The organism is Paenibacillus sp. FSL R5-0908, assembly GCF_038006245.1.
GTDB classification, from domain to species: Bacteria; Bacillota; Bacilli; order Paenibacillales; family Paenibacillaceae; genus Paenibacillus_AQ; species Paenibacillus_AQ odorifer.
Map to the genome: position 1 here is coordinate 1,539,944 of NZ_JBBOUV010000001.1, position 20,344 is coordinate 1,560,287.

Consider the following 20,344-nt stretch of genomic DNA (forward strand, 5'->3'; position numbering starts at 1 on the left):
ATATGACTAAGCCAGTTACGAAGAATCAGGTTATGAGACTCGTGGGTAAGCAGATCATTGCAGTAAAAAAGGACGGTACTCAGGTAACAGGTAAACTGCTTCGTGTATCCGGAAATCGTCTGATATTACAACGCGTAAGTGGTAAAAAAGTACAAACTAAAGCAATCATTCCTCTAGTGTTGTTTGATTTGCTAGCCATTGGTACAGCACCTTATGCTTATGGTGGTGGCTATGGCGGTGGAGCGCCTTATGGTGGAGGTCCTGGCTATGGCAATCCTTATGGAGGTTACGGGTACGGAGGCACACCCTATCCACCTTTCGGATTCTTTTAAGTTCAGTTGAAATTTGATTTAATTAGATGAACCTTTTCTCCAATTCGTAACAGAAGCTTAGGGATTGATAACGGGCTACGCTGTAGCCCAATTTTTGATAAAAGGCAAGAGCTGCTGTGTTTCCTAAATCGACGGATACCTTAGCCCGATGACATCCGCGTGATAGTGCAAATCGTTCTGCTCGATCCATGAGCATATTCCCCAAGTGTTTGCGCCGTGCTGCGGGTGCTATGGCTAACATATCGATATAAAGTAAATCACCATGCAGCAGGAAATGGACAAACCCCATTGGATCACTCTCATAGTCGGGACAGGCGACTAAGGTGATACCGTGTCCCAGACGACGGGGGATATCTTTTTTGATTTTAGCAATTTCAGTCTTTGGCAAATGAGATAATGGTACAAGCTGTCGCTCGATTAAATCAAGGATAATGACGTCATCCTGCTTGGGTCGACGATAACGGATCATAGAGCGCCCCCTTTCTACGCATTGTCGTACATCATATGTCGGGAGCGTGGTGGGGGTTCCCAGCACGTAGAAGTAGGAGTTGTGACAATATTAAAAATAAGGGTATTGACTTATCCATGTTAGGAATCATATAATGTGTCTAAACATTTTATCGAACATACATGTATCGGCAATGATGAGGACGAAGTTTTAAGGGCTCTTTTGCTCAGAGAGTGTGAGGATCTGCTGCAACCTCCACCGAAATCCCTTATATACGAGCTCACCTCGGAGCTGTTTTCCTGAAAGGTCCACTGGCTAGAGTGGTGGAATTATTAGGGGAAATCGTTTAGTCCGCGTTAGGGACTTCAGGTTACAGAGATTAGGGCCCTTGCCTACATCGATGGATTTTTGTATACCTGATAAGGCGTTGCATCGCGAGATGTAATGCAAACATGGGTGGTACCACGGAAGATCAACCTTTCGTCCCTCACGCGCTAATACTGTGCGTGGGAGGCGAAAGGTTTTTTTGTTTTATAAGGAACCATTTGCTGATGTATAAAGGACGGTCCGTCATTTGCATAATGAATGTTAAATATCGGAGGAGGAATACTGATGAGCGCGCAAATACCGGAATTACGGTCTACTGAGCAGTTAAAAGAAAAATGGATGGAGCCGGAGGTCATTTCCGGTTCCGAGATATTACTCCGCAGCCTTGTATTAGAAGGTGTAGACACTGTATTCGGATATCCGGGTGGAGCTGTACTATACATCTATGATGCATTGTACGGTTTTACGGATTTCAATCACGTGTTAACACGTCATGAGCAAGGTGCTATTCATGCAGCTGACGGTTACGCTAGAGCAAGTGGCAAACCAGGGGTATGTATAGCTACCTCAGGTCCCGGAGCAACGAATCTTGTAACAGGTATTGCTACAGCATATATGGACTCCACTCCATTGGTTGTAATCACAGGTAACGTATTCTCCAGCCTGATCGGTACAGATGCTTTCCAGGAAGCAGACATTACCGGGATAACGATGCCAATCACTAAGCATAGCTACTTTGTGAGAGATGTTGAGGATCTCCCGCGTGTTATACATGAAGCTTTTCATGTAGCGAATACCGGTCGTAAAGGTCCAGTGTTGATCGATATTCCGAAAGATGTGTCAGCAGCAAAGACGTTGTTCACACCAGTGAAAACAGTGAATCTTCGGGGCTACAATCCTTGTACAGTTCCAAACAAACTGCAGCTTGATAAATTGGTTCGTGCGATTGCGGTTGCTGAACGTCCGATCATCATTGCAGGTGGTGGAGTTATTTACTCCGGAGCACATGAAGCTATGTTCGAATTCGTGAAACGGACAGAGATTCCAATCACTACAACCTTGCTGGGTCTCGGAGCTTTCCCTAGTGCAGAAGAACTTTGGATGGGAATGCCGGGTATGCATGGTACGTATACCGCGAATAATGCGATCCAACAGTGCGATTTGCTCATTAATATCGGTGCTCGTTTTGATGACCGTGTTACTGGCAGACTGGACGGCTTCGCGCCAAAAGCCAAAATCGTGCATATCGACATAGACCCTGCAGAAATCGGGAAAAATGTATCGCCTGATATTCCGATTGTAGGCGATGTGAAAACCGTATTGGAAATGCTGAATCCTGAGGTTGGCCGCGCATCTAATGCTGATGCTTGGAGAACACAGATTGCTCAGTGGAAGCTAGATCAGCCGCTTCGGTATAAGGATTCAGAAACAGAGCTTAAACCACAATGGGTGATTGAAATGATCAATGACACCACTAAAGGTGAAGCGATTGTTACAACGGATGTTGGTCAGCATCAAATGTGGGCTGCACAATACTATAAGTTCAATCATCCGCGTTCATGGATTACTTCAGGCGGTCTTGGAACGATGGGCTTCGGATTCCCGTCAGCTATCGGTGCACAGATGGCACATCCTGAACGGCTGGTAGTATCGATTAATGGTGATGGCGGCATGCAAATGTGTTCCCAAGAGCTAGCGATATGTGCGATTAACAATATACCAGTCAAAATTGTAGTAATTAACAATCAGGTGCTTGGCATGGTTCGCCAATGGCAGAATCTTATCTATGATAAACGTTACAGCTTTACAGACCTCGCAGGCAGTCCGGACTTCGTTAAGCTGGCTGAGGCCTATGGTGTAAAAGGTCTACGGGCGACGAATAAGGAAGAAGCACGTGATGCATGGCAGAAAGCACTGGAAACACCGGGTCCAGTATTGGTAGAATTCGTTGTTCCAAAAGACGAGAATGTCTACCCGATGGTAACTCAAGGTTCAACCATCGATCATATGCTGATGGGGGATGAATAACAGTGACAAGACATACGATTTCTGTACTCGTAAATGACCAGCCGGGTGTACTTCAACGGGTGTCGGGTTTGTTCGGTCGCCGCGGATTTAATATTGAGAGTATTACGGTTGGCCAGTCTGAAGAAGTTGGATTGTCCCGGATGGTTATCGTTACTCTTGGAGACCAGCATACGCTTGAACAAATCGAGAAGCAGCTCTACAAGTTAATTGATGTAATTAAAGTCGTTGATCTTGGATCTAAGCCAATGGTTGCTCGTGAGCTGGCTCTGATTAAAGTGAATGCTGATCCAAGTGAGCGTCCGGAAATTATGGGCGTTGTAGAAACCTTCCGGGCTTCAGTTGTTGATATTGGCAGCACTACATTGTTAGTACAGGTAGTTGGAGATACAGTGAAGATTGATGCGATGATCGAGCTTTTGAAACCTTATGGAATCAGAGAGCTGTCTCGCACGGGTATTACGGCTATGGTACGCGGTAACTCTTAAATATTTTATTTTGCGACTTTAACGGATTACTGCTTGATTGCATTAATCTGATATGATATGAATGAACTTCCCGCTAAAGAGCGGGAGCTTGAGGAGCAGCTAGAATCTTCTATGAAACCAGTTCTCTTGAAGCACCCGCTCTTTATGATGGGTCTCAAATTAAAGGAGGATATTGACAATGGCAGTTACAACGTACTATGAACAGGATGCAGAACTTAGTGTATTAAAAGGAAAGACAATTGCGGTAATCGGGTACGGTAGCCAAGGACATGCCCAAGCACAAAACCTGCGTGACAGTGGTCTTCAAGTTGTCATCGGTCTTCGTGAAGGTAAATCTTTTGAAACTGCGAAAAATGACGGTTTTGAAGTATTGCCAGTAGCTGAAGCAGTATCCCGTGCAGATGTTGTGCAAATCCTAATGCCAGATGAAACACAGGCTTCGGTATATAAAAATGAAGTAGAACCAAACCTCAAAAAAGGTGCAGCTTTGATGTTCTCCCACGGATTTAACGTACACTTTGGACAAATCGTTGCTCCTAAAGATGCAGACGTGCTGCTTGTAGCACCAAAATCTCCAGGTCACATGGTTCGTCGTACTTATGTTGAAGGCTTTGGCGTTCCTGGCTTGATTGCTATCGAACAAGATGCAACTGGAAAAGCTAAAGAAATCGGTCTTGCTTATGCAAAAGGTATCGGCTGTACACGTGCAGGGGTTATCGAAACTTCCTTCCGTGAAGAAACCGAAACTGACTTGTTCGGTGAACAAGCTGTACTTTGCGGCGGTGTATCCGCACTGATCAAAGCTGGCTTCGAAACATTGACAGAAGCAGGATATGCTCCTGAGATGGCTTACTTCGAATGTCTGCACGAATTGAAGCTGATTGTTGACATGGTATACGAAGGCGGATTGTCCAGCATGCGCGATTCCATCAGTAACACTGCTGAGTACGGTGACTATGTAACTGGACCGCGCATTGTAACTGAAGATACTAAAAAAGCTATGAAAGCTGTTCTGACAGATATTCAAGAAGGTAAATTCGCTCGTGACTTTATCCTTGAGAACCAATCCGGACGTGCTTTCCTTACCGCTACTCGCCGCAACGAAGCTGCTCACCCAGTAGAAGTTGTAGGTAGCCAATTGCGTGAAATGATGCACTGGATTAAGAAATAATCATAATCATACTTATGATTAAATAGTATTACCCTCAAATGCGGCCGTGACTTTGCGAGCCGCATTTGAGAGTTTCAGCACAATTTTTGGGAGGTGCTTAGCATGCGGAAAATTTATGTGTTCGATACGACACTGCGAGATGGAGAGCAGTCACCAGGTGTGAACCTCAACACGCGTGAGAAAGTGGAGATCGCTTACCAGTTAGAGAAGCTGGGAATTGATCGCATGGAAGCGGGTTTTCCTGCAGCTTCTCCAGGTGATCTAGCTTCTGTTAATGCGGTGGCAAGAGCTGTGAAGAACGTCACGGTAATCGGCCTTTCTCGTTCTAGAGAGACAGATATTGATGCTGTAAAAGAAGCACTACAGGGAGCGCAGGACCCTTGTATTCATATTTTTCTAGCTACATCTCCTATTCACCGCCAGCATAAGCTACGGATGGATAAGACTCAGGTGTTGGAAACTGCACAGTCTGCTATCCGTTACGCTAAAAAATATTTCCCTAAGCTTGAGTTTTCATTAGAAGACGCGGGCCGTACGGAGTATGATTTCATGGCTGAAATGGTCGGCATGGCTATCCGGGAAGGCGCTAATGTTGTTAATATCCCGGATACTGTAGGTTATTTGAATCCTTCGGAGTACGGAGCTATCTTTAAATATCTAAAAGAGAATGTGCCTGATATTGAACGCGTACAGCTTAGTGCCCATTGTCATAACGATCTTGGTATGGCTACAGCAAATACGCTGGCTGCGATTCAGAATGGTGCAGATCAGATCGAAGGAACGATCAACGGTATCGGTGAACGTGCCGGGAACACAGCGATTGAGGAAGTTGCGCTAGCGCTTGAGACACGGGCTGAATTTTTTGGCGCAAAAACATCGCTTACGTTATCCGAGATTTCTCGCACAAGCCGTCTGGTCAGCAAGCTGACAGGTATGGTGGTTCCAGGGAATAAAGCGATTGTAGGAGCTAACGCATTTGCTCATGAATCGGGTATTCACCAGGACGGGATGCTGAAAGAGAAAACTACCTACGAGATCATGACACCGGAGACTATTGGACTTAAAGAGAGCAAGCTGGTACTCGGCAAACACTCTGGACGTCATGCTTTCCGCGATAAGTTGAGTGATCTAGGGTATGATTTGTCCGAAGAAGAGCTGAACACCGCTTTTTCTAGATTTAAGGATTTGGCAGATAAGAAAAAAGAAGTATCAGATGAAGACATTTTGGCTTTGATTGAAGAGAAATTAATTGATACGCCAGAAGTCTTTAAGCTGCAAACGATGTTCGTTACTTATGGTAATGAAGCTGTTCCAACCGCCAAGGTTATTATTGCAGGTCCTGAAGACCAGCCGATTGTAGCTGAGGCCGAAGGTAATGGTTCAGTAGATGCCATCTACAATGCTATTGATAAAGCCACGAATGAGGAAGTTACCCTTGGAGATTATTCGATTAAATCGGTCTCCCGTGGTAAAGATGCGCAGGGTGAGGTTCATGTGGTGCTTTCGCAGGGAGAAGTAGCTGCACAAGGCCGTGGACTTAGCACCGATATTCTAGAAGCAAGTGCCCGCGCTTATATTGATGCGCTGAACAAGCTTCTGGAGAAGCGTAAGACTTACACCAAACGTGATCACGCTAGTCTATAAGATCTACAATGTTATTTTTATTTTCCACTAAGTAGTAAATACGACAGGGATATGCGAGTTATTGCGCATATCCCTGTTTTTTTTGCAATAAAAAGATCTCCAAGACTGTAATAGGACGCTGTTCAGATTATGTATAGATGGACTATTTACAATAGTTGTTAGGTTGCAAATTTATATCATGAGAAAGAGTCAAGGAGGTTAATGCGGGGGAGTAGAGTACGGGATTCAAAGGATAAAGCTTAGGAAAGCACGATAAACGGAGTGACAAAGGAGGCATTTTTAATAATGTTATCAAAAAAGAAAATTAGCGCATTGCTCGTAGTATTCTTGCTTGTGACGCAATGGGCTTACAGCTTTGGCTTTGGAGTCAATTCGCAGGCATATGCGAGTGGCAACGGTACTGTAATTGGAGATGACCTCATTACTAGTGTTACGCTTGCTGTATACACCGATGATAAATACACAAATACGGTTACAGAAAGTGTATATGAACTTGATTCCTATTCGGAATTGAACTATACATGGTCACTTCCAGATGGGCATGGATATAAGGATGGGTCCACCTATACCTTTGATCTTCCAACACAGTTTGAACTTTATAACGATCTGAATGGTGATCTTATTTTTGACGATGAGCCTGTAGGGACTTATACTGTCGACAAAAATACTAACCGCGTTGTATTTACATTTAATGCTTATATCGAAACCCACGATAAAGTGGGAGGGACTTTCTCCGTAAGGTCGCTTTTGAGCTCCAAGAAGATTACAGGCTCCACGAAGCAAACCCTGATTTTCCCGATACAAGGCGGTACTCAGACCATTGAGCTTAATTTTAAGCCGAAGGTTAGCTCTACTATAGAAAAAGACGGTTCGCCTAAGCCGCAGTATTATAACCCAACAAGCATCGCTTGGACGGTTGATGTGAATAAGGCACTGGAAAGCGTAAAAAATGCAGTTGTCACAGACACACTCCCTGCGGGATTATCACTGAATACGGTATCTATTGCTGTTTATGAGCTTGATGTGAAGGTCGATGGGACTGTGAGTCTTGGCAGTATAGTGGACAGCAGCAAGTATGATGTGACAGGATCCACTTTGGGAGAGTTAAAGCTGAAATTTGCGGATAACCCGCTTACTAAGGCCTACCGGATTGGCTTCTCTACGGATATTACTGGTACTGGTGTAGATGCGAAAACCTTTTTTAATGAGGCAGTCTTAACAGGAGATAACGGATTCTCTAAAAAGGCTAGCACTACAGTTACAGTAGGACGTGGCAAACCACTATCGAAAGAGTCCACCAAATACGATGCAGCGAATCAGGTAATTTCCTGGGCTGTTAATTTCAATTACAATGAAAAAACAATTCTAGCGGCAAATGCTATTTTGAAGGATACATTTATTAACACCCAAGATCTAATTCTCAGCTCGGTTAAAGTTTATCCTGTAACGATCGACAGTAATGGCAACGGGGTTAAAAGCGCGGAAGTCGCTTCAAGCGAATATACAATAACTCCAACAACTGCAACGGGATTAAATGGTTTTGATCTGAAATTTAACAATGATATTAATTCTGCCTACCGTATTGAATATCAGACAAAGGCAAACGGCAGAGTATTTGTTGATGGTCAGATTACGAACAAGATTACTTATGATGGAAAAACAGAAACGGGTTACAGTGATATCAAGCAGCAAATTCTCCATAAAAATTATAGCAACGTTAATTATGCGACTAAGACCCTCGATTGGACTATCCAAATTAACGATGACAGCAAGACTATGGAAAATTTAGTGGTGACAGATACTTTTGGCAATGCTGGATTAAAGCTTGTCCCGGGTACATTAAAGGTTCAACCAACTAATGGTGGAACTGCTACCGTCCATAGTGTTGTTTACAATGCGCATGCTCCGGTTGCAGTAAACGATGGATTTGTGATTACTTTTAATGCGCCGATAAATGAGCCTTATACAATTACTTATACAACAAGCTTTAACTATGATTGGCTGGCTCCGGGTAAAACTCAATTCACTAATACAGGTGCACTCGATTGGAAAGAAACGGTTAATGGGGTGCAGGAGTCTAAGCATAAAGAAGCGACCGCAACCTTTAATCCAAGAGATGAGGTTAAAAACAATGGGAAGAAGAGTGGTTCCTACAATGCTGTAACTAAGGAGATCACTTGGAACATTGGGGCTAATTATAATCAGAAAACGTTAAGCCAAGCTCAACTGGTTGATACCATTTCAGCTGGCCAAGTTGTAAATATGGATTCTGTGAAAGTAAATAAATGGGAGTATGGTAAGGATGGAAATCCTTCTCCGCAAGCTAGTGTGAATTCCGCTGATTATAAAGTGGAGCTGGATGGCAGTGAGCTGAAGGTGACATTTAATAAAACGATTAATTATGCGTTCTACGTCACTTTCAAAACAACGTTCGCGGATCAAGCAATTGATTCAAATGAAATTAAAAATACAGCTACGTTATATGACGGTACGAAAGTAGAGTCCGCTAAACTGCAAGCTTCTGTTAATATCCCTCAGGGCGGGGAATATGTTAACAAGGAAGGTGCGCAGGATGGCAATAAAATACATTGGACGGTTTACATCAACCGTAACCAATCTTTTGTAAAAGAAGCGGTAATTACGGATATTCCAAGCGACAATCAAATCCTGCTGTCCAATACATTCCATGTCTACAAAACGAAAGTTGCAAGCAATGGGGATGTAACATCCACCAACCAAGAATTGGTGAGGGGTACAGATTATAAGCTGGAAATCACTACAGATAATGACGGAAAAGAAAGCTTTAAGCTTAGTTTCCTCAAGGATATTTCCGAAGCATATATTTTAAAATATGATTCCCTGATCACAGCACAAAACAATGATAAAGTAACCAATCAGGTTAGTTTCGATGGTAAAAACATCAAGGTAGTTCCAGGTGTAAGTACCGAAGAAATTATCGTTAAGCTCTCTAGCGGCTCCGGTACAGGAAGCGGCGTAAGAGGACCGTTGACGATTACCAAAGTAGAAGACGGGAATACGAGTAAGGTGTTAAGTGGGGCCGTTTTTGATCTGTATCGCGTAGTTGATGCCGATAAGATCTGGATTAAGGAAGGCACTACGGATACAAACGGGATACTTGAATTTACTAAACTGACAGGTGGGAAATATGTATTAATTGAGAAAACAGCGCCTGCTGGTTATGTTCTTGATCAAACACCACATGAAGTGACTATTTCTTCGACGACAGGGATAAGCCTTGAGGTAAAAAACAAAGTTCCGACACCAACAGCAACGCCTATACCGACCGTAACGCCAGCACCAACGGTAACACCAACGCCAGCGCCAACAGCAACACCAACGCCGACGCCGATAGCAACACCAACGCCGACAGCAACATCGACACCAACAGCAACGCCAACGTCGACACCGACAGCAACAGCAACGTCGACGCCAACAGCAACGCCAACGTCGACACCGACAGCAACGCCAACGTCGACACCGACAGCAACGCCAACGTCGACACCGACAGCAACATCGACACCAACAGCAACGCCAACGTCGGCACCAGAGGAACCGACAGGTCCTATCTGGACACCATCACCGACTCCGGAAGTAGTCGTTACTTCTACGCCAACACCAACACCAGTTGTGGTGGCAACACCTTCACCAACACCGATGGTAACGCCAGTGTCGACAGCAACGCCAACGGTTACGCCAACAGCTACTCCAAGCCAGCCTGTGGCAACTAGTACGCCTGTTGTTCCGCAGGTAACTCCACCTGTGCAGAAAGAGATTACCAATGAAGATGTTCCTATTGAAGGTGAAATTCCACTTGGGGGAGTGCCAAGCCTGGGAGATGAGCCGGGACATGGTAAAGTAATTATTACTAAGGATGGCAAATGGGTCTACACACCTGATCCGGGCTATATTGGTAAAGATAAGTTCACCATTATTGTTACAGATGAGAATGGAAATGAAGAAGAAATCCTCATAGAGATTGATGTGGAGGAAGTACCAAAGGGTACAGTCACTAAGCCAGGAAATAACAGCAATAAACCGACTCAGCTTCCGAAAACGGGAGAAGACAGCGCATTTCCGATCTACTTGGTAGGTGGAAGTCTGGTACTACTAGGGTTTGTCTTAACAAGACGATTCAAACGTAATAACTAGGTAGGAAGGTAATAATAAAGACACCCGGTTTTATCCGGGTGTCTTTATTATGTCTTGATAGGGTACTCAGCTCATCGCACTCTATGGTTAAGCTGTTCCCATTGCTCGTACCATTGCTCAACGCTGGCTGGAAGGCCAAGGTTAAGTTCCTTTTGGAACAAATCCTTGAGCAGCTTGTACTGCTCTTCCACAGCGGAACGTTCTCCAATACTGTCGTAGACCTTCATTAATCCTAAATGCCCTTGTTCAAAATAAGGCTGCAGCTGCACGACTCGCTGATAGACAGTAACGGCCTCGGCAATTCTGTTGCTTTCTATATAAAATTGGGCTATGCCCATTGCATGGTGCAGCCAAATGGTACGAAGGCGTTGCCGCTCACTTTCAGCCCATAAATAATCATAATCGTCAAAGTAATCTCCAGAATAAAGCTCGAATAAAACTTGATGCTCCGCACAATTAACTTCACTGATGGTTTCCAGAGCCAGAATCCCCTGTTCCCACTTATCTACATCGATCAACATTGATCCGGTTTCAAGGGTATAGCCTTCTCCCCCGCTAAGGTTGCTGATATGCAGGTCGACTTCATTCTGCTTTAAGCATTGCCGGACTTGATAAATTGTTGTATAGAGATGGGTAGAAGCCTTTTTCTGATTGAAGTCAGGCCACAGCAGTTCAATCAGCATGTCTTTACTTACGAAGCGGTTGCGATTATGGAGCAAAAAGGCAAATAACTCTTGGGCCTTAGAGGTTCTCCAACGCAGATTATTCAGAGATTGTCCGCCTCGTTCAAAACGAAGCGATTGAAGACAACGAATGGTTACCTCTTCTGTTGCAATTATGATTTTTGGTGCAAGTGACAATCTTTCTTCTAAACGCTGGACAGCTTTCAGTAGTCGGTCATTTCGCACAGGCTTCAAAATATAATCGAGTGCATTAATCTCAAAAGCTTCCACAGCATAATGGTTATACGCGGTAACGAAGATAATATTTGCGTTTGGACAAGCCTCTTGGAGCATCTCCGCAGCTTGAAGACCGTTAATTTCAGGCATTTCAATATCAATAAAAATAACGTCAGGATGATAAGACGGAGCCTCTTGAATGGCCTGCGAGGGGTCCGTATAGGAAGCGGCTATATGTAAAGATGGTATTTTTTTTAACATAAACTCTAATTTCACAAGGGCAAGCCGTTCATCGTCAACTAATATTGCCTGAATCATTATTAATCACCACTCAGATATAGTATTTTAGCCAAAAATACGCCGAATCCTTACTTGATATTTCGGTTCACAATAGTTTGTCTGTTAATCAGAAAGTTTTCGAAGCGGATTTTTTTTGTCAGAAGGAATAATAAAACTCACAGAAGTTCCTTTCCCTTCGGCGCTTTTAATCTGCAGCCCTTTTCCGTAGACCCGCAACAGCCGTTTATGTGTATTTAAAAATCCGATTCCTCTTACATCATTAGACGGATTGCTGAGCAACTGCTGGAGTTGTTCGTTTTTCATACCTTGGCCATTGTCTGATATCGTGATTTCAATATCGCCAGCTTGTTCCTTGAGGGTTATGGACACCGTTCCTCCTTGGGAGCGACTCAAAATACCGTGCCGGACAGCATTTTCAACCAGTGGCTGTATAGTCAGAGGCGGCAGCTGAAAATGCAAGCTTTCCTCATAATCCCAATGAATGGTCATCCTATCTTCAAAGCGCTCCTTCTCTATGTAGAGGTAGGCATGAACAAGCTCAAGCTCTCGTTCAATCGGTATCATAGGCTCAGCATTCAGGAAATTGAAGCTTAAACGCAAATAAGAGCTGAAGGCATCTACAAGTTGGCTCATTCTATTAATATCAAAAGAAGCCAGCGCGGATATTGAATTTAATGTGTTAAATAAGAAATGCGGCTGTATTTGCGCCTGAAGATAGGCAGCTTCCACACGAAGCCGTTCGTTTACGGACTGCTTTAGATCTGTTAAGGAGCGTACCCGGGCCTTCAGCTCTATTGCATTCATAGGCTTCATTACATAGTCATTTGCACCTGAAATGAATCCGGCATAAATATCTTCTGGTTGGTTTCGTGCCGTCAGAAGCAAAATGGGAAGCTCAGCAATGGTATAACGTTCACGAATTCTATGCGCCAGTTCATACCCGGACATTTGTGGCATCATTACATCTGTAATAATTAAATCCCACTGAACGGTATCCAGCAATAGTAAAGCATCGTTTCCGCTGGTCACCGTAACGATTTCATAGTCCTTGATGGAAAGTACGTTGGTAAGTATTTTTAGATTAACCGGATCATCATCTACAGCCAGAAGCTTGGGTCTCCTTCCATGGGCTGATGATGCGATACCCGGCGCGGTTAATTTGGATAAAGTGATCATAGATGGCGTGTCCGAGAATTCAGCCATAGAGGGCCGTTCTGAACTCAATACCCGGCTGGTTGAATCGTATAACGGCATTGTGAATGTAAAGGTAGTACCTTCTCCAAGTGTAGAGACTACACTTATTTTCCCGCCGTGAAGTTCAACTAACTGCTTGCTGGTGCTTAATCCAAGCCCGATGCCACCGCTAACTTCGTTCATGCTGGAGTCGCCCTGTTCATAGGGCTGGAAAGCTCTGAGCAACGTCTCCTCGTTCATGCCAAGACCAGTATCCGTAATATGAATCTGCGCCGATTTTTTATGAATATCTGCATGGATTCTTATCGTGCCTACAGTCGTATATTTGACAGCATTTTGAAGCAGATTGAACAAGATCTGAATGAGTCTTTTTTCATCAGCCACAATAGAAGGGAATGAATCTGGTATTTCTGAGATTAGGGTTAAAGATTTCCCTTCCGTTAAGAATTTGAACATATCAAGCACACCCACTGCGAAGGATTGAATCTTAAGTTCTCTGAGCTGCAATTGTATATTGCTTTCACGGAGCTGGGATTGATCCAGCAGATCGTCTACCAGAAGGGACATACGTCTTCCAACGGTAATGAGCAGTTTTAAATTCTCAGCATTTTGATGCGTTACAGTGTCACGCTCGCTGTCCAGGACAGTTTCGGCAATGTTAATGATACTGTACAGCGGATTTTTTAATTCATGTGAGGTGTTAGCCAAAAAAACATCCTTTTGCGTAACACTTCTCTGCAGGCTGTGCGCCAGTTTTTCCGTCTCCTTGGTATTCCAGTGATATCGCTTAAATCCAAAAGTCGCAAAGCACAAAAAGGCGATAATTAGATCAAAAGGATAATAGGTAACGTTGACCCAGTTATAATTCTTGAACATTCCCCAAAGTGTGCTGTTAACGATGGCAAACATAGATAACAACAGGAAAATAGAGCCTTCGTAATTTTTAACAATAGATCTCAGAAAAAGAATTACGACACCTAATGCTAAAACTAATAAATTTATGCCGAAAATCAGTGTGTGAAATTCATAATAGTGAACAACGGGTCCAAATAATATGAACAGGATGTCTACTACGGACAGGATGGTTAGGATACGAATACTTTTTATTTTTAAATCCGCGAACAAAAGATGTTTGCTTGTCTGCAGGATAAAAATAAATACAGCAATATAAGAGATAAAAAATAGTTTGAAATTCCATTGATAGTTCAAGGGAAATACGTGCAATAAAAGCCTGTCATCATCTATGAGTACGGTAGTTATAGCGGATATTACCAGCAGAAAAAAATAGATCAACATCTTTTGCCGCAGTCCAATTATATATAAAATAACAGCATATACAGCGTGCAGCAGTAGAACAACACATAATAGCAACTGTAGGCTAATAGAGAGCAGTCTTTCCCGTGCTAAAGCTTTTTCGCTGCCAAATACAATTGTTTTAGAAATTCCTCCCGTTTGGGAAAAGGAGTAGTTGGCTACATGGATTACAATTTCAAGTTCACTTTTATCGGTTGTAAAGGATACTGAATAAGGCAGTATGTATGGAATATAGTGCTCTTTATTCTCAGCAGGAGCACCAGAGCTGCCCAGTCGTTCACCATTGACATACACTTCTGAAGAAGAGCGAGCTCCGGAAATGAGAAGACTATAGGATTGCTTCTTATTATTATCTGTAAGCACACGTAGCCGATAGGAGCCGTAGCCATAAGCAGATTTATCGCTATCGCTACCGCTAAGGGCATCTTTCCAGTTCCCCGGGACTTGTATATATTTTGCAGGAGCAGCAGTTACAGATTGTTCGTTGAATGAAGGAAGCAGCATACCCGGATAGAACTCCCACTGTCCACTTAAAATAAGGAGCTTGTCCTGATTCAATTGTTTATCCCGTAAATCCAACACACCATTGATCAGTGGTGGTTGTGTGGTGTGCGGAGAAATCTTTACCCATAGGATACGGAATCCAGTGAGTATAATAAGAAACAATGCGATAATTAAGAAGAGTTTTCTTTTAGTCATAGTAGTTAAACATTATTCGACAACAAACTATATATTCCTCTCTTCAGTCTATTTCAAAAAATTCTAAAAAATTTATGTATAGGTTGCAGGGGAGAAGGATTGGCTGGCGTCTAACGTTATGAAGGTGAAGGAGGGGAGAAAGCTGGAAGAGGCAGAATGGATTGCTGCTGTGCTGAACGGTCAACATCAAGCCTTTGGGCATTTGGTGACACGTTACCAAGGCATGGTATACAGAGTATGTGTCAAAATCACAGGAGAAGCCGAATCGGCCAAAGATATGGCCCAGGAGGTTTTTATAAAAGCATATAAAGCGCTCCCCTCCTTCAGAGGACAATCCTCCTTCTCGACTTGGCTGTATCGGATTGCCTATCGAACCTGTCTGGACTGGAAACGGGCCAACGATAGGGAGTGGAAGTACCGAAGTGCAGCTGATTACACAGAAAATGATTGGGTAACGTCTCAAACTCCGGAGCATGAGGTACTTGAGCAGGAAACATCAGCTGAATTAGGAGAGAATGTGAACAGTCTGGCGGAACCGTACCGGTCGGTCGTCCAGCTGTACTATTTTCAGCGAAATTCCTATCAAGAGATAGCAGAGCAAAAGGGAGTTTCCGTGAAAACAATCGAATCGCAGCTTTATCGAGCCAGACAGATGATGCGTAAACAAAGGGAGGAATGGCGATGAATTGTGCAATAGTGAAGGAATGGATGCCACATTATATAGACGGCCTACTGTCTCCAGAGATGGAGCTGAGTATCCGATTGCACATAGAGTCATGTCCTGATTGCGCAGAGTGGCTGGAGGAAGCCAAAGCAATGTCGGAGCTGTGGTCGGAAATGGATGCTGACAGAGAACAGTTGCAGGCGCAGATGGACTTCCCGGATCTCGCAGCAGATGTTATGACACATATTGAGCAGCTCGAAACAGGGCGCAGATCACGAGCGACTAAGGCGACCAATGCAAGACGTCGTTCTGCCCCAAAAACCTCATGGATTCATTATGGAGTGGCTGCTTGCCTCAGTTTGTTATTGTTGCAGTTTGGGGTATTTGAGAATTTGGCCTATGGTATTACCGAAATAAACGGCCATATGTCGAATTCAGTAACCCAGTGGTTTGGTGGCTTTGGGAGATAGTAATAAAATAATTGAACATTAATAGATGTTTAAATTGGCTAAAGTTTTGCTACCCAAATTTTAGGAGGATGTATTATGATTAAGAAGAGACGTTGGCTCACTTTTATGCTGGCTATGATACCTGGAGTAGGTCATTTGTACTTAGGCTTTAAAAAGCAGGGTTTACAGTTTATGATCGGGGCGTCCTTATGTATAATGTTTATTCCGTCCGAGCCCTTGATCTTCCCGTTTGCCCTGGCGGCGCTGTGGTTTTATCAGTTGTTTGATGCCCTGCAGAAGGCGGCTTGGATGAAAATAACTGCTGCTGAACACGAACGAATGATGTTTCATCCAGACAGCTTCGGAGCCCCTTGGACCATGGGTATGTCCTCTATGCCTGGATATCCACATGAAGAGATCAATCCAGCTTGGGTGGGAATCGGCTGTGTTGTTGCTGGATTCCTCATGTTGGTAATCACAGCTTTCCCTACCCTTTGGGATATGCTGACTGAGATCAACATCGGCACGATCTTATTATCAGTGGGTCTGATTGCGTACGGACTGAAGATGTTAAGGAACAATACGAGAGCATAAGAAACGGGGATTTAACTATGGGGAGATGGAAAATAGGAAGTTTCACAGCAGCCTTGGGCTGCATTGCCCTTGGTGTCATTATCGTGATGGCTCAGTATGATATGATCAGCTATGAGGTGCTTGGTTTTTTATGGCCGGCGTTGTTGGTCTTATTCGGACTTGAGATGTTGATTAGACTTTTTATCAAATCCGATGTCAAAAGCCGTGTAAGCGGCTGGGCCATCCTGTTAATTATTGTGCTGATCGGAGCAAGTGGTGCTCAGACAGTAATGGCCGGAGGTTCACTCAGCAATCTGATCGGTAATACACATCTAACTCCGCTTAGTGGGAATGTGGAAGTGAAAGAGAATATTACGACGCTCAAAATTGTACTTCCAAGTGGAAAAGTAAAGGTTGAGGGTGTAGCTGGAAGCTCTTTGGATTATGAGGGAAGTTTACTGCTGCCTGGAAAATCGCAAAGTGATGCTGAAAGTGCACTAGAAAAGAAATGGAAAGTTAGTACTGAAGGAGATACACTGATTATGGAGCTTGATACCGATCATAATTGGTTCTCTAACATTCAGTTTGGATTCAATACCAAAAGTCCTTATTTAAATGTAAGTGCACCCAATAACCTTGCTGTTGAGGTTGAGACAAGTGATGGCTCTATAGAAGCCTGGAATCTTAAGTCAGGTATAGAGGTTGAGACAAGTAATGGTGCATTAAATATTCATGATATTGTCGGCGAAGTGGATGCACATACCAGCAATGGGTCACTATCCGTACAGAATATCCAAGGTGAAGTTGAACTTGTGAGTTCTAATGGAGCCATAGTATTGGATAACATTGATGGGGCATTGTCAGCCAAGAGCAGCAACGGCAAAATTACTATAAATTCAGCTGTGACCGGAAACTGGAAATGTACATCCAGTAACGGAAAGATTATAGTGGGCTTGCCGGCCGTGTCGGATGCGAAGATTATTGCAGATACAAGCAATGGCTCGCTGAAAGGGAATGTGCCCTGGGATCGGGACGGAGATAGCTATGGTACCGCTGTGCTTGGTAAAGCCACTTATACTGTGGATTTAAGCACGAGTAATGGAAGTGTGACCGTGGACACAGCTGAATAAGCAGGAGTAAAAGGGAGCTGAGGCTTCAGCGAATGGATTCTGCTGAGGCCTCAGCTCCTTTGTGATAGAACTTACCTACCAAGCATACGCTTTAGGGGCTTCACCGCCGGGTCCAGGGAATATTTCATCTAGCCGTTTAAGCACAGCTTCATCTAGCGTAATCTCAAGACTGCGCAACGCACTCTCGAATTGCTCCAGTGTGCGGGGGCCAATAATAGGAGCAGTTACAGCAGGATTAGCCAGTAGCCAAGCAAGAGCGACATTATCCTGTGGTTCTCCTAGCTCTATACATAAGCTGGAAAAGGCTTCAAGCTGGCTCTTGTGCTGCTCTACACGATCTGCATTTCCGCCACTCCGGCTGCCCTCTATTTTTTTGAGTGCATTTCTTCCGAGCAGACCTCCATCGAGTGGGCTCCAAGGAATAATACCTAGCCCCAGATGGCGAGCGGCTGGCAAAACTTCAAGTTCAGGAAGCCGACAGGCCAGGCTGTATTTATGCTGCTCTGAGACTAGTCCAAGAAAACCACGAGCCTTTGCTTCTTGTTGAGCTATGGCGATATCCCAGCCTGCAAAGTTACTGGAACCGACATAACCAATCTTGCCTTGACTCACAGCCAGCTCGAAAGCCCCCCAGAGTTCTTCCCAGGACGTACTGCGGTCTATATGATGCATCTGGTACAATTCAATATGATCGGTCTGAAGACGCTGCAGGGACCCTTCAAGATGGCGGCGAATGATATATGAGGATAATCCTTCTTCATCATTAGGACCATCAAGCTTATCATTCATGGCTCCATAAACTTTGGTGGCTAGTACAACCTTTTCCCGCCGCCCGCCGCCTTGTTTAAACCAGCGTCCGATAATGGTTTCAGTCAGGCCAGAATTTTCGCCCCAGCCGTAAATGTTAGCGGTATCAAAAAAATTAACACCTGCATCCAGTGCAGCGTCCATGATGCGGAAGGCTTCTTTTTCATCCGTCTGCGGGCCAAAATTCATCGTTCCTAGACATAGGCGACTGACCTTCATGCCGGATTTGCCAAGCTTTGCATATTGCACTTCGCATTCACTCCTTTGATAGATGACTTCATATTAATTGTAAACATCTTCAGAACTAAGAGCAAATATGCTCAGCATTGACTGTAGTGGTCTGATCCTCTCTATTTATAGGCTATACCTATCAGCTCAATAGAATCTATATCTTTGTCCTTTACGACTGGGTATGATACAACAATATAAAGAAGAACTATGTCTGTTAGAGCAGAAAACTTGAGGAGTGACTGAGATGAGTGAAGTTAAAAAAATCGCCGTAATCGCAGGGGACGGTATTGGACCAGAAGTTGTAGCAGAAGCGGAAAAAGTATTGAAAGTAACAGAAGAAGTATTCGGTTATGCTTTTGAAACAGAGCATGCATTATTTGGCGGTATTGCTATAGACGAGAAGGGCACTCCGCTGCCGGAAGATACCCTTGAAATCTGTCGTAGCGCAGATGCTGTGTTATTGGGTGCAGTTGGTGGACCGAAATGGGATAATAATCCAAAGGAGCTTCGTCCCGAAACCGGACTGCTTGGAATTCGCAAAGCACTGGGGTTGTTCTCCAACCTGCGTCCAGCTGTCGTATTTGACTGTCTTAAGGATGCTTCGACTTTGAAGCCTGAAGTCCTGGAAGGCACAGATCTTATGGTAGTTCGCGAACTGACTGGCGGGATTTATTTCGGAGATAAATTGCGCCGTCAAGGAGAACATGGTGAAGAAGCTGTGGACACCTGTGTATATAACGTAATGGAAGTAGAACGAATTGTCCGCCAAGCTTTTGAAATTGCCGGCAAGCGCCGTAATAAACTGGCGAGTGTTGATAAAGCGAATGTACTTGAAACTTCACGTTTGTGGCGTGAGGTTGTGAATAAGATTGCTCCAGAATATCCAGAGGTAGAGGTAGAGCATGTACTGGTTGATAACTGCGCAATGCAGCTGCTGCGCCGTCCATCTAGCTTTGACGTTATCGTTACCGAGAACATGTTTGGTGATATCCTGAGCGACGAGGCTGCTATGCTGACAGGTTCTATCGGTATGCTTGCTTCAGCTTCGATGGGTGACGGCAACTATGGTCTCTACGAGCCCGTTCACGGCTCTGCTCCTGATATTGCCGGACAAGGGCTTGCGAACCCGATCGCAACAATCTTGTCGCTGGCCCTGATGTTCCGCCTAACCTTTGGCTATGAGGATGCTGCTGCTGCAATCGAAGCGGCAGTTGCTGCAGTATTGGATGCAGGACACCGTACAAGTGATATCGCCGTGGATAAGAGCAAAGCGATCAGTACAACTGAAATGGGCGACCTGATTGTTGCAGCAATCCGCAAAGCCTAATCTTCTATTTGTAATAATTATAAATAAATAATTGATCTAATCTTGACTTTGATTTTGTGCGATGATACCATTTGTTAAGTAGACAAGATATTATCTATTTCAGCATTTTTCAGTATATTGAGAGATACAAATGGTATTTTTTCTTACATAAT

The 20,344-nt window shown here is 44.0% G+C and carries 15 protein-coding genes; 11 read left to right on the forward strand and 4 right to left on the reverse strand.

Annotation, left to right across the window (positions count from 1 at the left end; genetic code table 11):
• The first annotated feature begins 2 nt into the window (after positions 1-2).
• Entirely contained in the window at positions 3-332 is a 330-nt protein-coding gene (locus MKZ09_RS06960) for a hypothetical protein (protein WP_076136203.1), read from the forward strand.
• A gap of 22 nt (positions 333-354) precedes the next feature.
• Here MKZ09_RS06960 and MKZ09_RS06965 read toward each other — a convergent pair whose 3' ends face one another.
• Positions 355-801, reverse strand: a complete 447-nt coding sequence (locus MKZ09_RS06965) for a GNAT family N-acetyltransferase (protein WP_036679492.1) — start codon at positions 799-801, stop codon at positions 355-357.
• Positions 802-1,392: 591 nt separating this feature from the next.
• Here MKZ09_RS06965 and ilvB point away from each other — a divergent pair.
• The 5 genes from ilvB to MKZ09_RS06990 all read left to right on the forward strand — a co-directional run bounded on the left by ilvB (position 1,393) and on the right by MKZ09_RS06990 (position 10,605).
• Positions 1,393-3,135, forward strand: coding sequence for a biosynthetic-type acetolactate synthase large subunit (ilvB, locus tag MKZ09_RS06970; protein WP_036679490.1), 1,743 nt, complete (start codon positions 1,393-1,395; stop codon positions 3,133-3,135).
• Positions 3,132-3,620, forward strand: coding sequence for an acetolactate synthase small subunit (gene ilvN, locus MKZ09_RS06975; RefSeq protein ID WP_170914191.1), 489 nt, complete (start codon positions 3,132-3,134; stop codon positions 3,618-3,620). Before ilvB ends, ilvN begins: the two co-directional genes overlap by 4 nt.
• A gap of 178 nt (positions 3,621-3,798) precedes the next feature.
• A complete protein-coding gene (gene ilvC, locus MKZ09_RS06980; protein ID WP_036679485.1) occupies positions 3,799-4,791 on the forward strand; it encodes a ketol-acid reductoisomerase in 993 nt (330 codons plus the stop codon).
• A gap of 102 nt (positions 4,792-4,893) precedes the next feature.
• Positions 4,894-6,435, forward strand: coding sequence for a 2-isopropylmalate synthase (locus tag MKZ09_RS06985; RefSeq protein ID WP_076206276.1), 1,542 nt, complete (start codon positions 4,894-4,896; stop codon positions 6,433-6,435).
• A gap of 285 nt (positions 6,436-6,720) precedes the next feature.
• Positions 6,721-10,605, forward strand: a complete 3,885-nt coding sequence (locus MKZ09_RS06990; RefSeq protein ID WP_076206273.1) for a collagen binding domain-containing protein — start codon at positions 6,721-6,723, stop codon at positions 10,603-10,605.
• A gap of 71 nt (positions 10,606-10,676) precedes the next feature.
• On the opposite strand, the gene MKZ09_RS06995 is transcribed toward MKZ09_RS06990, so the two are convergent.
• Both MKZ09_RS06995 and MKZ09_RS07000 read right to left on the reverse strand, forming a co-directional pair.
• A complete protein-coding gene (locus MKZ09_RS06995; protein ID WP_081389040.1) occupies positions 10,677-11,822 on the reverse strand; it encodes a response regulator in 1,146 nt (381 codons plus the stop codon).
• An 84-nt stretch (positions 11,823-11,906) separates the two neighbouring features.
• Positions 11,907-15,011, reverse strand: a complete 3,105-nt coding sequence (locus MKZ09_RS07000; protein WP_076206271.1) for an ATP-binding protein — start codon at positions 15,009-15,011, stop codon at positions 11,907-11,909.
• 118 nt (positions 15,012-15,129) lie between these two features.
• Here MKZ09_RS07000 and MKZ09_RS07005 point away from each other — a divergent pair, with 118 nt between their 5' ends.
• The 4 genes from MKZ09_RS07005 (at position 15,130) to MKZ09_RS07020 (ending at position 17,827) form a co-directional block, all read left to right on the forward strand.
• A complete protein-coding gene (locus MKZ09_RS07005) occupies positions 15,130-15,696 on the forward strand; it encodes an RNA polymerase sigma factor (RefSeq protein ID WP_051491104.1) in 567 nt (188 codons plus the stop codon).
• The gene (locus tag MKZ09_RS07010) at positions 15,693-16,145 is read left to right on the forward strand and encodes an anti-sigma factor family protein (protein WP_076136210.1); all 453 of its coding nucleotides are present in this window, start codon (positions 15,693-15,695) and stop codon (positions 16,143-16,145) included. The genes MKZ09_RS07005 and MKZ09_RS07010 overlap by 4 nt, the downstream gene beginning before the upstream one ends.
• 75 nt (positions 16,146-16,220) lie before the next feature.
• Positions 16,221-16,718 carry a hypothetical protein gene (locus MKZ09_RS07015; RefSeq protein ID WP_076125480.1) on the forward strand — a complete coding sequence of 166 codons (498 nt, stop codon included), beginning with the start codon at positions 16,221-16,223 and terminating at the stop codon, positions 16,716-16,718.
• A gap of 17 nt (positions 16,719-16,735) precedes the next feature.
• Positions 16,736-17,827: a DUF4097 family beta strand repeat-containing protein gene (locus MKZ09_RS07020; protein WP_036680112.1), complete on the forward strand. Its 1,092-nt coding sequence runs from the start codon at positions 16,736-16,738 to the stop codon at positions 17,825-17,827.
• 75 nt (positions 17,828-17,902) lie between these two features.
• Here the strand turns inward: MKZ09_RS07020 and MKZ09_RS07025 are convergent, their stop codons facing one another.
• On the reverse strand, positions 17,903-18,883 hold the full coding sequence (locus tag MKZ09_RS07025; protein WP_076136212.1) for an aldo/keto reductase: 981 nt from the start codon (positions 18,881-18,883) through the stop codon (positions 17,903-17,905).
• Between the two features lie 226 nt (positions 18,884-19,109).
• On the opposite strand from MKZ09_RS07025, the gene leuB reads away from it, so the two are divergent.
• Positions 19,110-20,192, forward strand: a complete 1,083-nt coding sequence (gene leuB, locus MKZ09_RS07030) for a 3-isopropylmalate dehydrogenase (protein ID WP_036680106.1) — start codon at positions 19,110-19,112, stop codon at positions 20,190-20,192.
• Positions 20,193-20,344: the final 152 nt, after the last annotated feature.